This window comes from Salipaludibacillus daqingensis, assembly GCF_029891575.1.
In the GTDB taxonomy this organism is placed as follows: Bacteria; Bacillota; Bacilli; order Bacillales; family Salisediminibacteriaceae; genus Salipaludibacillus; species Salipaludibacillus daqingensis.
On the sequence record NZ_JARZHF010000013.1, the window covers coordinates 75,536 to 89,615 of the forward strand.

The 14,080-nt window shown below is 37.3% G+C and carries 13 protein-coding genes; 9 read left to right on the forward strand and 4 right to left on the reverse strand.

The features are described 5' to 3' along the window. The first annotated feature begins 31 nt into the window (after window positions 1-31). Window positions 32-292, forward strand: coding sequence for a hypothetical protein (locus QDN89_RS20665; protein ID WP_280772076.1), 261 nt, complete (start codon window positions 32-34; stop codon window positions 290-292). A gap of 586 nt (window positions 293-878) precedes the next feature. Here QDN89_RS20665 and QDN89_RS20670 read toward each other — a convergent pair. Next, window positions 879-2,288 carry a sodium/glutamate symporter gene (locus QDN89_RS20670; protein ID WP_280772077.1) on the reverse strand — a complete coding sequence of 470 codons (1,410 nt, stop codon included), beginning with the start codon at window positions 2,286-2,288 and terminating at the stop codon, window positions 879-881. A gap of 253 nt (window positions 2,289-2,541) precedes the next feature. Here QDN89_RS20670 and QDN89_RS20675 point away from each other — a divergent pair, with 253 nt between their 5' ends. Both QDN89_RS20675 and QDN89_RS20680 read left to right on the forward strand, forming a co-directional pair. Then, window positions 2,542-3,366 (forward strand): hypothetical protein, encoded by an 825-nt coding sequence (locus QDN89_RS20675; RefSeq protein WP_280772078.1) that lies wholly within the window; start codon window positions 2,542-2,544, stop codon window positions 3,364-3,366. Window positions 3,367-3,683: 317 nt separating this feature from the next. After that, window positions 3,684-4,523: a YihY/virulence factor BrkB family protein gene (locus QDN89_RS20680; RefSeq protein WP_280772079.1), complete on the forward strand. Its 840-nt coding sequence runs from the start codon at window positions 3,684-3,686 to the stop codon at window positions 4,521-4,523. A gap of 63 nt (window positions 4,524-4,586) precedes the next feature. On the opposite strand, the gene infC is transcribed toward QDN89_RS20680, so the two are convergent. After that, complete coding sequence (infC, locus tag QDN89_RS20685; protein WP_280772080.1) at window positions 4,587-5,054, reverse strand: translation initiation factor IF-3; 468 nt, start codon at window positions 5,052-5,054, stop codon at window positions 4,587-4,589. Window positions 5,055-5,377: 323 nt separating this feature from the next. Here infC and QDN89_RS20690 point away from each other — a divergent pair, with 323 nt between their 5' ends. The 4 genes from QDN89_RS20690 to QDN89_RS20705 all read left to right on the forward strand — a co-directional run bounded on the left by QDN89_RS20690 (window position 5,378) and on the right by QDN89_RS20705 (window position 10,940). Next, window positions 5,378-6,292 carry an ArsR/SmtB family transcription factor gene (locus QDN89_RS20690; protein ID WP_280772081.1) on the forward strand — a complete coding sequence of 305 codons (915 nt, stop codon included), beginning with the start codon at window positions 5,378-5,380 and terminating at the stop codon, window positions 6,290-6,292. 212 nt (window positions 6,293-6,504) lie between these two features. Next, window positions 6,505-8,325 carry a glycoside hydrolase family 2 protein gene (locus QDN89_RS20695; protein ID WP_280772082.1) on the forward strand — a complete coding sequence of 607 codons (1,821 nt, stop codon included), beginning with the start codon at window positions 6,505-6,507 and terminating at the stop codon, window positions 8,323-8,325. A gap of 20 nt (window positions 8,326-8,345) precedes the next feature. Further along, window positions 8,346-9,722 (forward strand): MFS transporter, encoded by a 1,377-nt coding sequence (locus QDN89_RS20700; protein WP_280772083.1) that lies wholly within the window; start codon window positions 8,346-8,348, stop codon window positions 9,720-9,722. A gap of 309 nt (window positions 9,723-10,031) precedes the next feature. Next, complete coding sequence (locus QDN89_RS20705) at window positions 10,032-10,940, forward strand: SGNH/GDSL hydrolase family protein (protein ID WP_280772084.1); 909 nt, start codon at window positions 10,032-10,034, stop codon at window positions 10,938-10,940. A 128-nt stretch (window positions 10,941-11,068) separates the two neighbouring features. On the opposite strand, the gene QDN89_RS20710 is transcribed toward QDN89_RS20705, so the two are convergent. Then, window positions 11,069-11,569, reverse strand: a complete 501-nt coding sequence (locus QDN89_RS20710) for a hypothetical protein (RefSeq protein ID WP_280772085.1) — start codon at window positions 11,567-11,569, stop codon at window positions 11,069-11,071. A 547-nt stretch (window positions 11,570-12,116) separates the two neighbouring features. Continuing rightward, window positions 12,117-12,617, reverse strand: coding sequence for a CBO0543 family protein (locus QDN89_RS20715; RefSeq protein WP_280772086.1), 501 nt, complete (start codon window positions 12,615-12,617; stop codon window positions 12,117-12,119). Window positions 12,618-12,935: 318 nt separating this feature from the next. Here QDN89_RS20715 and QDN89_RS20720 point away from each other — a divergent pair, with 318 nt between their 5' ends. Continuing rightward, window positions 12,936-13,124: a hypothetical protein gene (locus tag QDN89_RS20720; RefSeq protein ID WP_280772087.1), complete on the forward strand. Its 189-nt coding sequence runs from the start codon at window positions 12,936-12,938 to the stop codon at window positions 13,122-13,124. Between the two features lie 319 nt (window positions 13,125-13,443). Further along, a complete protein-coding gene (locus QDN89_RS20725; protein WP_280772088.1) occupies window positions 13,444-13,836 on the forward strand; it encodes a DUF6608 family protein in 393 nt (130 codons plus the stop codon). The last annotated feature ends 244 nt before the right edge of the window (window positions 13,837-14,080 follow it).

Here is a 14,080-nt window from a genome sequence, read left to right on the forward strand (position 1 = left end):
AAAACAGAGAAGTGTTGGAGGGATCAAAAACATGGCAGACTTTCATCAGCTTTTAAATAGTATTTTCATGTGTGGAGAACAAGAAGTGCAGTCTATTATTAATGCAAAAAAGATTAAATATGTTGTTGATCTCCGAGCAGAAGCAAATGAAAGTATTGCAAAAGATGAAAGCACGGAATGGGTTCATATTCCATTAGAGGATGGAATACCAGATCAATCAAGAAATCTCCGGAAAGCAATTTCTTATGTTGCAAAAGCTTACCTTGAAGGGAAAGAGACGATTCTTCATTGAAAAGGTGGGGAAAACCGCACAGGTAGTGTGGCAATTGGTGTACTACTAGAACTAGGATTAGCGTCAACAATCGAAGAAGCTGAATCGATGGTACAAGAGATTAGGCCACAGATTTCGATTAATGATAATTTTTATCGAGATATATTAGAGATCTACCCAGATTCAAAGAGTGAGTAGGGACAAACCTGTGGAAAATACGATAATGAATAAGAAAGTGGGTGACATTGCTTACAATGTCACCCACTTTTTGAGTATTTATGAGAATATTTGGTTTTAAAAATGCCGAACGAGAACCGTCCGAGACTGCTGAAAAAGTCAATTCACCTAAATTAGAATGCATAATAATCCAATTTAACTTATTGCAGAGGTAGTTGATGAGACTGGAGCAAGCGAGACTCCTGCGGAAAAGGAAGTCAGTCAAGACCCTACAGGACAAAGTCCGAAGCGGCTTGACGACTTCTCCGCGGAAAGCGAGTTTGCGCAGGGATCATCAAGCCTTTATGCATCTCAACTTATAATTTTAATAACGTTTCTGAAAATATAACACTTTTTTACTGGTCTCGAACCGTCCCCGTTCATCACCCTGTTACTTCTTCCCGAAATAAAACAAGCCAAGGATGAGCCAGAAAATGGTCACAATAAATGCGAAAATGAGGATGGATACGGGACCGAATTGAGCAACAAGTGGCATGGCTGCTGCTGTGAATAGTCCACCACCTACTAATGGTTCGAACAAGATTTGTTTGTAGCCAAAGCCTTCTAATGCAGGTGTCCGATTTTCGGGATCGACAACTTTCATTAATAATAATCCTGTTGCTGTGATGCCTGTTGCCTGGCCGAAGTCACCGATTCCACGTTCAAACCAATAAGAAGGGATCATTTTTGGAGCTAATACTAAAAACGCAAAAACGTTCCAAATCAGACCTGCCAAAGCTAATGATACGAAGGCAACAATATTGTCCCCTATGACTTGTAGAGAAATCGTACCAATAGCAGCAACAATTAATATATCTAAAGATAACCCGCCAACACGGTTAATTAGTTTCCGATCAATAATCTTGAATTTATCATAACGCTGAGAAAAACCTTGTACAATAATCCCGCCAGCCATGGCGAGAGGGAATAACGGTACATAGATCATTAAGTATGTATCTGTTAAAGGTCCCCATGTTACCGACTCAAGTATAATCAATCCTTCCAACAGAAGAATCCCAATTCCAACAGCAACACCGATATAGGCGAGGTGAATGGATAGAGGTTCAATCGATTCTGGTCGCGTAGTGATGTCGGCTCCAGAGTCACGTTCATCAAAGTCAATAATCCCGTGTTGTCCATCCACAGAGACTTTACCGTCTCTACCAAGTTCCTTTGCACGTCCCGTTCGAGCTCCCCAATTGATAAGAATAATCCCGATAAGAACACCACTGAGAATACCGATCGTTGCTAATCCTATAGCCATGTCATAACCTTCTGCGAATCCTAACTCTTCAAATGTATTGCCTAAACCAGCAGCTGTCCCGTGTCCACCAACAAAACTAATTTCGATCAGTGTACCAGCTAAAGGATTCACTCCGTATAAAGGAGTCAGTAATAATAAGACGAGTAACAAACCAACGACGTACTGCCCCCAGGATACCATTTGCCCCATGGCAACTTGAGGTCCACCAATGTCCCACACTTTTTTTAAGCTCGGTAAATCTTTTCCGAGAAATAAACAAGCAAACACGATATTAATAAATAGCCCTGGAAGGGTAGACCAAACAGACAAAATGTCATCTGTCAGGAACCCTTGATTTAGAAAAAAGCCTTCTTCAGTAAAAATAGAAATTAATCGTCCGAGCACTTCGGGACCAACCAAAAGTGCAATAAGACCGGCGATAATCGAAGAAGGAAGAAATATATTTTGTAGTAAGGGAGTATATACTCGCACCCACTTCCCAATGACAATAAAAACGGCTAAAACAACAAACCCAAGTCCAACAAGTTCCGGTGACATGAAAAATAACCCTCCTTTAAGTATTGAAACGTGGACGACTCTTCACACGATTCAGTCCTAAGTGTGTATACCCACAAAGCTTGCTAGAAAAACAAGGGAAGTGAAGAAACAAGCATATAAAGGGCGTGATAATAAGGACAATTTTATTTAACTTTTTAATAACATAAAAAAACAAATTCACGGTCTTCTTTTGGTTAATGATGTGTATTTTTACTAATACTAATCAGACAAAACTTTTAGGGCGTGATTAGCCATGAATCTGAAGAAAAACAAGAGTAAATATCCTTACATTTTATTGGGAATCATTCACTTAATCATGTTGATCTATACTTTTTATAAAAGTAAACAGAGAAAAAAACACGTTGTATTGTTGTTTTCATTTATAGGATGGGCTTATATACTAGACTATATCGTAATTGTTCTTTTCCAAGGATATGTCTATACACCTAAGTTCTTAAAGCAGAAAGATTTAGATAATATTTTCGGTTCTATTATGTCTCAATTCTTTTATGTCCCAGTATCAGCACTGTTTATAACAGTTTTTGGTCTAGGGTGGAAAGTGAAGTTGGTTTTTAGTATTTGTTACTCACTGATTGAAATCGTGTTTATTTATTTAGGGATTTTTAAACATAATTGGTGGAAAACAAAGTATACGTTTGTGTTAATTTTCAGTTCTTTCTTTTTTAATGATAGGTGGAACAAAATGATAACAAAAGAATACCCACGAATGTTATTTTTCTCTCTATTCTCCTTCGTCCAAGTTACTTGGATGAATATAATTTTTATATTGGCTGTATTGAGAATGATTAAATATGGGAAAAAACATAACCATTCGTGGAAAACCCATATAAAAGTTGCGCCATTGTTTGGGCTACTATTTGGCTACGTGACAACATCATTGGTGAAAACAGGTGGTTTATTATCTGAAGTAAAATCGTTTCTTTTTATGTTCACCATCGACCTCATCTTGCTCCAAAAAAGAATGTTAAAAACAAAGTCGTTTATTATTCTCCCATTCATCTATATAACAACAATAACCAGCGCTAAATACTTCAAAAAGTTGGTCTATCAAAGATGAACGAGTGGTGAATGGGTGTTGAATGGGGACGGTTCTCGTGCGGCAGTAGTGGGGTATGGGTGGGGTATGGGGACGGTTCTCACACTTCATTTTTGTATCATAAACGGAATTTTCTATGACTTACTCCGACTAATTTTAAATAGAAATTTTTAACGAAAAGAAGCATGAATGAATGCTATCTCATATGTGTGCCTTAATAGAAAATACATCTACGTCCTTTACAGGTTTTTATACGAGCCTCTTCAAAAAAGCAAAGGTTAACTAGTCCAAATAAAGGGGATATACAAGGAAGAAACATTATTTGGGAGGCTTAGTGAATGAGAAATATACTTTCATTTTTGAAAACATTAGGACAGGAGTTTTCTAAAGATAAAGTTCCCCTTTTGGGAGCGGCGCAGGCCTATTATTATCTTTTATCGTTAATACCTATGCTTATATTGATCTTGTCAATCTTACCTTATCTAAATCTCGATCCTAATCAGGCTATGGTGACTATTAGTAACGTCATGCCTGAAGAACTAGCATCCGTTTTTGAGGATCAAATAGTTAGTATTTTGACTGAACAACGTGGTGGCCTTTTGACCATCGGTATACTTGGTACGATTTGGTCTGCATCGACTGGAATGAATGCTTTTATACAAGCATCTAACTTAGCATATAATGTAAAAGATAAACGGCCTTTTCTGAAAGTTAGACTTCTCTCTATTGGGTTAACTTTTGGGATGATATTTGCGCTTATTATTGCTTTGGTTTTACCTATTTTTGGTGATGTGATCATTAGTTATGTCCATTCCATCGTGAATTTGCCAAGTGAAACGGAGATGCTATTTCAAGTGCTTCGCTGGACCGTTAGTTTGATTATCATTGCTGGTATCCTAACTTCACTCTATCATTTTGCACCGAACTTGAAGCTTCCTTTTAAAACGGCGATTCCAGGGGCCTTGTTTGCCACGATTGCTTGGCTTGTGACGTCATATGGCTTTTCCATTTATGTGAATAACTTTGGAAATTTCTCAGAAACATACGGAAGTTTGGGAGGTGTGGTGATCTTAATGATCTGGTTCTTCCTTATCGGAATCATTTTAGTCATTGGTGCTGAGATCAACGCCATCCTTTATCGAAGAAAAACAACCAATGTAACGTCAAAAACAGCTTAAATGAGGTGTGGGGACGGTTCTCGTGCGGCATAGATGCCGCACGAGAACCGTCCCCATTCACCACTAAACTGGGTCGACCTGTACTATGGATTGTTTGCCACTTATCTGGATGCCAGTTTTTTTCGTGCCGACGTGACTGAGATCGTTCAATAAATTTGCTAACAATTCTTTCGACTGATCTGTTCCTTTGCCTTTGACGACGAAATAAACGGAGTCACCTGACTGCAGAATGTTTTCTGCACGTCTTTTTTTTGTGTCGTAGTCATGTTCTTCAATAAATGGTGTCAATCTGATTTCCTTTAATTTAGGCTTTCGAGCCTTCTTTTGTGCCTTTTGTTTTTCATTTTTTGCAGCGCTCGATGCAATTAACTTTGCAGGCGGGGGGTTAGACATTAAAGATGTGCAGATTAAATCTACTTTATTCTCTTTCGCCATAGCTAAAGCCTCAGAAGTTTGCAGAATGCCTAAATCTTCTCCGTCAAGTCCAGTCAAGTGTACCTCTTCCGCTTTAATTTTATTATTTTTAATCATCGCAAAAAACCTCCATTGAACAGATGGTATCAAGTTTCATCTACACATAATACTAAGCGATACTAAATGATTATGATAGGTCTTTAAGTAAACAATGAGAAGAATCCACTAGAAGAGTCGTTGTTATTCCTATTCTGCTTTTGAAAAATATAGCGCGAAGTGTCTGTGATGAACTTTCTAATTATAAAAGAATGAAATACGAGCCGATAAATTGTTATACTTAGTTAAGTATCATGATTTTTAAATAATCCGACAAAAATATTATGGATGAGATAGCATTGTTGTAAAATAGCACAGATGATAAAGAGGAGTGGATTAATAGTATGAAGTCGAAGCATTTATCTTATGATGAAGAATCGTTACAAGTATTAAAAGCGATAGCAAATAAACATCGGCTTGAAATTTTACGTATCCTGAGTGTGCGTCCTCATAACGTTAATGAACTAGCTGATAAATTAAATCTCCCTTTTTCTACTACAGCTACAAATGTAAAGAAGTTGGAAGATGCACAATTAATATCGACAGAACTAGTACCAGGTCGTGGGACACAAAAAGTGAATGCCAAAAATTACGACCGGATCATTTTAGATTTGTTTGAAAAAGAAATGGAAGAAAATGATAAACAGTTTCTCATTGATATGCCTATTGGTGAATATTTTGACTGCCAAGTTTACCCTAATTGTGGAATTGTTGGTGAAAAGAATTATATAGGGATGCAAGATGACCCCCGTTCCTTTTATGACCCAAATAGAAAGGATGCTCAGCTACTATTTATGCGAGATGGGTTCGTGGAATACCGGTTTCAAAATAAAATTACATATGGTGAAAATGCAAAAGAGATAGAGATATCGGCTGAATTATGTTCAGAAGCACCGAATCATAAGCTGGACTGGCCATCAGATATTACGGTTTGGATTAATGGTGTTGACGTCGGTATGTGGACATCCCCCAGTGACTTTGGAGGGAAGCGTGGATTTTTAACACCGTCTTGGTGGCACACAAATTATACACAGTATGGCATGCTTAAACGATGGAGAATCACTACCGAAGGCTGCTTTATTGATGGGGAAAAAATAATGGATAAGACTACTATTCAAGATTTAAAACTGGAGAAACACCCTTTTATATCCGTAAAAATAGGAATAAAAGAAGGTGCTGAAAATAAAGGCGGTTTTAACTTATTTGGACATAAATTTGGTAACTATGAACAAGGTGTTTACCTTAAAGCAAATACGTAAGCGTTTAAATTCATAGTAAAGATTAAGATATACGATCATGCTTTTCGAAGAGGGAAATAATCACAAAATTATTTTTTTGATTATTTCCCCTTGTTTATTACTGAAAATATAGTTATAATAAAACCACGCCAATGAAGGCGCTTTATTTTTACTCATTATTACCGATTAAACAGTAATAAAACTACTATTATGATAATGAAAGGTTGATAGTTATGAAGTGTGAGATCGATTTGCCACAAAAAATGAAGCAAACCTTTTCTCCAAACCCCCAGTTTCAGAGAAATAACTGGATCGAACTAGACGGCTACTGGAATTTTACTACAGATCCTGAAGATGAAGGGATCGATCAGCGTTGGTTTGAAAGAATACCACTTTCAGGAAGGATTCATGTTCCTTTCGTTCAGGAAAGTAAAAGTCAAACTACAAATATGGAAAATGCTCCGATCATTTGGTATGAGCGAGAAGTGGATCTAGAAGATACGCAAAAAAATAAACGAGTACTCCTCCATTTTGAAGCGGTTGATTACAGAACAATCGTCTGGATTAATGGTATGCAAGTTGGTGTTCACGAAGGTGGACACACACCGTTCACAGTCACTTATAAGCCAAGAACAAATGAAGAAACATTGAAAGTTACTGTTCGTGTGGAGGATTTTAACAGAACAGATCAACCGATTGGCAAGCAGTCTTGGAAAGATTCGAATTTTTTATGTTGGTACTCTCGAACAACTGGCATTTGGCAATCTCTATGGATGGAATTTGTAAGCGATTTCTACTTAGAGCGTGTGCAAATGACACCGGATATCGATAGAGGACAACTGATTGTAGAGTCATTCTGTCATTTCCCTCGGAGTCTGGCAAATCAAGAGAGGGTAGCGCTGACAATGAAAGTCTATTTACGAGATACGTTAATAACAGATGTGACGGTGAAAAATATACAGGATTATACGAAAACAACCCTTTGTATTGATTCAGACTTACCTGATTTCAGGATTGCTTATTGGACACCTGAATCACCTGAGCTTTATGACATCGTATTTACGCTAGAAACAAACGAATCCGTGAAAGATCAGGTACAGAGTTATTTTGGTATGAGGAGTATATCTACAGAAGCGAATGAAATATTGCTAAATAATGAGAAATTTTATCAGAAATTAATATTGGACCAAGGGTACTACAAAGAAACGCTTATGACAGCGCCTCATCCACAAGCAGAGCTCGAGGATATTCAAAAAATAAAGGCAATGGGGTTTAATGGCGTGAGGAAACATCAAACAGTTGGGACACATCGATATCTATATTTGTGCGACAAATTAGGTTTAGTTACTTGGGCGGAAATGCCGAGCTTTTACAAGTTTCATAGTGGATCGATTGGGCGAGCTTATGCAGAATGGCAAGAGATTGTTCAAAAACATTATAACCATCCAAGTACAATTATTTATACACTTATGAATGAATCTTGGGGTGTAAACGAGATTTATGCGAATAAGCAACAACAACATTTTGTTGACTCATTATATTCGTTAACGAAATCCATGGATCCTACAAGACTCGTTGTAGGAAATGATGGTTGGGAACATACGAACACAGATATTTTAACGATTCACGATTATAACCAGAAAGCTGAACAAATAAAGGAAGCATACGATTCCAAAGACTCTTTTGTTAATGGCGCTCCTTCAAAAACAAGCAATAAATATACGTATGCACAAGGTTATGAGTATGAAGGTCAACCGATTCTTTTAAGTGAGTTTGGCGGTGTCGCTTATACTGAAAATGTTTTATCCGAAGAAAACGGATGGGGATATGGAGATCGTCCAGACTCGAAAGAACAAGCATGGGAGAGAATGTCTGCATTAATCAAGGCAGTCATGGAAAATGAGCACTTCTGTGGTTTTTGCTACACACAGCTCTCAGATGTTGAACAAGAGGTGAATGGATTACTTACTCATGATCACGAGTACAAATTTGATCCAGACGAAGTGAAAAAACTGATGAATCATAAACATACACGTGGATTTATTTTTGAATGATAAGAGAGGAGAGAGGGAAGATGGAAGAACGAGCACAAGTAATTAACACAGAAGCGCCGGAAAGAAAAAAGATTAGTAATAAGGAGGTTCTTTCCTATTTTAGTTACGGAATGGGTCAATGTATGAGTTTCGGGTTAGTGGGGACTTATATCTTGTACTTTTACACCGATATTTTAGGAATCTCTGCACTAGCAGCAAGTATGATTTTTGTTATCGCTCGTACCTTTGATGCCGCTAATGATCCACTTATGGCATCTATTATGGATACGAAGCGCTCCAAACATGGAAAGTTTCGTCAATATCTGCTTTATATGCCTTTTTTCATATCCATGATTACGATTATCGCTTTTTTACCACTGAATCTTAGCCCTACAGCTAGTGTGATTTTTGCAGGAGCTACGTATATTTTATGGGGAGTTTTCTATACACTTTCTGACGTACCATTTTGGTCCATGTCAGCTGTGATGAGTCAGGAACCTCAAGAAAGAACGAAACTTGTTACGTATGCCAATTTAGGAGTTTTCGTAGGGATCGGGATTCCAACACTTCTTTTTACACCTTTAGCAGAATTTCTTGGTGGCGGTAGTTTAAATGATGGATTTTTCTTTGCGGTTGTCATTTTATCATTACTTATGCTTCCGTTCATGTACGTTGGTTTTCGAAATACGAAAGAACGTGTGGAACCTCCGAAAGAGCGCGTACGAATTCGCGATGCGATAAAAATAGTTAAAGGAAACAAACCGATGTTTATTATTTTAGCGACGTTTTTCTGCAACGTTTTTGTCAATATCACGTTGACTCTAAACATCTATTTTTTCACATACAATCTTGGAAACGCTTCATTAATGGCTATCTTTGGTATTATTAGTCTGGTCAGCTGTGTGGGATTCTTCTTTATTCCGATGCTTACTAAATATTTTTATAAAAAACATATACTCATGACGGTTTTGATTATAGATATTATCGTTCGCGTTGTATTCTTCATGACTGGATACGGGAACACGATGGTTGTCCTTGCGTTTTTAACAGTTACAATGATTTTGTATACTGCAACAGGTCCACTTATTTCGGCGATGCTTGCTGAAACGATCGAGTTGACAGAAGTTAGAACAGGACAGCGATCGGAAGCGGTAACGTTTTCTGGACAAACCTTTACAGGCAAGCTTTCTATTGCCATAGCAGGTGGTGCGACAGGAGTGATTTTGACAGTAGTTAATTATGTTCCGAATCAAGCGCAGACGGAATGGACGCTACAAGGGTTGTTTTTCGTTATTGCTCTGTTACCAGCCGTAGGTTCTATTATTCGATTGATATTAATGTATTTCTATAAATACACCGAACGAGAATTTAATGATGCGGTCGCTGAACTGCAAATGCGTAAAGATCAAAGTTCATAATGTTTGACGAAAAACAGGGTGCGTGAAGGAAAGCGCATCCTGTTTTTCAATGCGAAAAAGGGGTAATATCGACATAAATAATAGAGATATAATAGGTTTGTTTTACTCATGATTTGTTCTGCAAACGAATATCATTAAGGAATAAGAGAGGGGTGGGGACGAGTAAGACAATGATCTTTTTTGAAGCTGTGAAAACGATGGTTTTTTCCCTATTTTAAAAATACATAAGCTTTTTCGACAACTTTTTTATTCATTTTCATTTATACTAGAGAGTAATGTAGTTGATAAAAAGGGAGGTAAATGCAGGTTATGAAACGTTGCGTCCGCTTTTTCATTTTACTAATAATCATAACACTTATGTTTCCAACGATATTTTTAGCGGGAAACGATGATGATCATGCAAATAAGAAGGAAACACTTGTCGCAATAGGTGATTCTATCCCTTTTGGCTATAATCTTGGTGATGATAATGGTTCCCCTTCTAACTATGCATTTCCGTATTTGATAGGATTAGACGCTGGTATGCTTGTTCCAAATCTAGCAGTCGCTGGCTGGCGATCTGAGGATTTGCTTACTGCTCTTGAAAGCCAGCTTTACAGGCGGGCGCTTCACCATGCTGATTATATCACCTTAAATATTGGGAATAACGATTTAATTGAAGCATTATTTTCGGCTTGGGTATTAAGTGAAATTGATGAAACGAAATCATTTGATGACCATTTAGAGGTAGAGTTAGAAGAGCATCAGTTATTTCGTAATCTTAAGAAAATCATCGCAACGATTCGAGGAGTAACAGATGCCCCAGTTATCATTTATAACATATATAATCCTTTTCAGACGCATTACCCGATGCATGACTTGGCACAAAACGTTTTACCAGAATTTAATGAAACTTTTGAAAAACACGTTCATCAACTAAATAAAACGCAAAACGATGTCATCCTCGTTGATGCATATAGTGCATTTGGAAAAAATCAAAAGAACTTTGTTATAGATGGAGGAAACAATCCAGACATCCATCCAACCATTGCAGGACAGAGAAAACTAGCAGATATAGGGCTAGAGGCTTTGGATTCCTTTAAGGAAAGAGAAGCAAGAAGGCTGGCAAGGAAAGTGGAAGATGAACGATTTGCTCACGTATCCCTTACATACGAAAGAGAGCAAGCTATCGTTAATCCAACGTTTCCCTTCAGCTACTACACAATGACAACACCTTAATGAGTGATGAAGAAGTGATGAATGGGGACGGTTCTCATGCGGCAACATTGAAAATCCTATCCCTAGTCTAACCATTAATCAGCGCCTCAGTGTGATAGTCATTCACTTAGGCGCTGATTTTATTATTTTTAATAAAGTCTTGGGGGATATCCTGGAAACAAGCCAGAACTGTCCCATCCGTCAAATTCTGGGTTATTTTGTTCGGGGCCATACCAAGTATTTTCATTTCCCGTTGTATTTGAAAATCCATATCCAGAATCAGATTCTTGACCATACCCCCAAAAACCTGATCCGTATCCTGGTTCAAAACCTTGATTAGGTCCGTACCCGAACTCATCCCCATAACCAGGGGATTGCCAAGGTCCACCTCCGTATCCTTGCCCAGGACTGAAGCCGCCTCCAAAACCAGGACCATAACCACCTTGACCAGGGCCGAAGCCACCTCCACTTCCATAACCAGGACCGTACCCTGGATGGCCAGGTCCGTATCCTGATGGATGATGATGATGGTGGTTTAATAATCCTCCGCCTAAATAACCTAAACCAACACCTATTAATCCAGCAGTCAATGGACTGAACCTTTCATCGGAACCTCTCATATGCGATGGATAATATCCATGTTGATACATATACATTCTCCTTTCGATTAGGACCAAGTCATTCTATTGTCCTTAACCTTCCGTATAGCCTATGTTTCAAAAATATCAAATGGACTAGGTAAGAACCTAGATTCCGATGATTAGTTCATTTGCCTATGATGAATGGGGACGGTTCTTAAAGGGATCAATCGGAAGTTTTGCCACATAAAAACGACCTGGACGTGATGATTGCTCACGTTCAGGTCGTTTTTCGTATGTGGGATAAGCAGGCAAATTTGTTGATTGTCCAGACGAAGGAAGTCGCGTTTCTCAGGCACAAAATAAGATCAAAAAATACACAAAAAAATAAGTAGCAGGAATTTTAGAATTAACTTCGAATTTTAGCGATTCAATAAATAATCTTATTTTCAGCTCTTTTTTACCATTTAACTATCTTCATTATATGTAATAACGAGATAGATAGCACTGAGGTTTTAATTTTAGCCATCGCGCAGTGATTTCGATCTTCTCATTCACCATTTCCATTTATACTAATATTTCAAAATAAGGTGGCGTTTTTCATTCGTCTCCGATTTTTCTATTCTGTTGAGATTTTACCTTTGTTGATTAGTCTAATAAGGGCGATAATGCTCCTACATAATACAAACTTCAGAAGTAAAGTTATGAACGAGTGATACCATGACCATCCTTTTTTCCATGTAATTAATTTCGTCTTTTTGGCTAGAATGGTCTCAATGATTACTTGAGGTACCACAAATGGAAATAGTTTTAAAAAAATGCCTAGTGGTTTACTATTCAACGTCCATTGATTGTAATAAAGGAGCAATAAAGGATAATGAATGTAATCAAAAGGCAAGTGAACTTTAAATCTCTTAGGGAAAGGCCTTATTTTGTATTTTAAATAACCTTCCGATACCAAGTATCCGTCAGCAAAATAATTTCCTATAATACTAACAAGGTAAACAATAATCCAGTCCTTAAATGATCGTTTTACAATCGCAAACGGCAATAATAAAAAGGCAGTGAATGAAGTTATCACTAAAAAAGTTACTGAAACTTTCGATTTATTTCGATTCAAAATAAATCACCTCCTATTTATAGTGTGATACTATTTTAATTTTTTATGTGTGGGTGGTAAGCGGGGACGGTTCTCCAATCAGTGTGATGTTTTAAGCCCCCCTTGATTATTTATGAAAAACGAGTAGATGGCTGAGCACTTTGGACAATTTATTTTTAATGTATATAGATTATGATTTAAACCACATTGGAGAATATATGTCGGTACTTAATATGTTCAACTTTTCCTTTACACGTTTTTCTACAGACAAACACAATATAGCGATGATAAAATATAGATAATAATATCGCTAAAAATAATCTAGAAAAGGTGATGACAATGAGTCTTACGGAAGACATAGTATTGGAATATGAATGGAAAGGCACGAAGAACAATTCATTGCATGTTCTCTATCAAGGGGAAGTTTGCATGTGCTACAAAGAAAACAAAGAACGAATTGCCACCTGTAATAGAGATGAGTTAATCACGTTTATGAAAGAATTGAAAGAGGGACACTACGCAAGGTGAGAGGGAACAAGGTGGGGGAAATGTTGTCTATATAGGGTATTAGAAATGACAAAAGTGAACATGTTTATTTTCGTTCAGACAGAAGGTAATTTAACTCCCAATCTAGGAACGGTTCCCTGTTTTGTTCCCGTGAATTTATGATGAAATACGAGAACTGTCTCCATTTGTTTGAAGGAGCACAATAAACACTTCCCTTAACTTCTAGTTAATCAAGAGAAGTAGTCCTGTTTGCAAGACGTTTACAATAGCGTTAGTGACAAACTTCACAAAAGGAATTATACTTACTTTAAAATATTTGATGACAGGAGTTGTCTCCATTGTGAAAAGTAAAATAATGGTGGAATTAAAACGTGGATTTCTATTTTTTTGTGTCATTTTTGCAATCACAACACTCATAAGTAGTTCCATTCAATTATTTTCAGGACAACCTACAGATTTAAATATTCATATACTAAATAGAGCAGCGATTGTACTTATTGCTGTGATTACGATTAGTTTATTTGACAGAATAAAGCTTAAAAGTAAGGTGTTCACATATGTTGTTCCTTATGTTATTTCCATGGGGATTGTCTTTTTATATGTTTGGCTAACAGGTTTTTTTGTAACGCTCCATCCAAACGCCTACCGGGATATTTTCCTTAATTTTACGGCAGTCACGATTGGCGTTATAGCTGTCATAATAATAAAAGATAAGATTAATAAGAAAACTTAAATTTCCTAATTAAATTCACGTCAAAGCAAAATTGCGCAGCAACTTGCGATCCATTTTAGTGAAAATTCAAGTGATGCCTGATGCCCGCATGATACATATAAAAAACGACCGTAACACCTAAAGTGGACCCCATGTCAAGGACACTTTGAAAAAAACGACTAACTTTTTTTACTTGTTCCTCTTATGCTTGCTTCATAGGAGGAGCGGTGACAAGTCCAAAAGGACACGCTCAAAACTAAGAGCG

What these genes read in the sequence shown, in the direction of transcription:
- QDN89_RS20665 (WP_280772076.1), top strand. Translation starts at nt 32, where the DNA reads ATGGCAGACTTTCATCAGCTTTTAAATAGTATTTTCATGTGTGGAGAA.
- QDN89_RS20710 (WP_280772085.1), bottom strand. Translation starts at nt 11,569, where the DNA reads ATGTATCAACATGGATATTATCCATCGCATATGAGAGGTTCCGATGAA.
- infC (WP_280772080.1), bottom strand. Translation starts at nt 5,054, where the DNA reads ATGATTAAAAATAATAAAATTAAAGCGGAAGAGGTACACTTGACTGGA.
- QDN89_RS20705 (WP_280772084.1), top strand. Translation starts at nt 10,032, where the DNA reads ATGAAACGTTGCGTCCGCTTTTTCATTTTACTAATAATCATAACACTT.
- QDN89_RS20690 (WP_280772081.1), top strand. Translation starts at nt 5,378, where the DNA reads ATGAAGTCGAAGCATTTATCTTATGATGAAGAATCGTTACAAGTATTA.
- QDN89_RS20695 (WP_280772082.1), top strand. Translation starts at nt 6,505, where the DNA reads ATGAAGTGTGAGATCGATTTGCCACAAAAAATGAAGCAAACCTTTTCT.
- QDN89_RS20675 (WP_280772078.1), top strand. Translation starts at nt 2,542, where the DNA reads ATGAATCTGAAGAAAAACAAGAGTAAATATCCTTACATTTTATTGGGA.
- QDN89_RS20720 (WP_280772087.1), top strand. Translation starts at nt 12,936, where the DNA reads ATGAGTCTTACGGAAGACATAGTATTGGAATATGAATGGAAAGGCACG.
- QDN89_RS20670 (WP_280772077.1), bottom strand. Translation starts at nt 2,288, where the DNA reads ATGTCACCGGAACTTGTTGGACTTGGGTTTGTTGTTTTAGCCGTTTTT.
- QDN89_RS20680 (WP_280772079.1), top strand. Translation starts at nt 3,684, where the DNA reads ATGAGAAATATACTTTCATTTTTGAAAACATTAGGACAGGAGTTTTCT.
- QDN89_RS20700 (WP_280772083.1), top strand. Translation starts at nt 8,346, where the DNA reads ATGGAAGAACGAGCACAAGTAATTAACACAGAAGCGCCGGAAAGAAAA.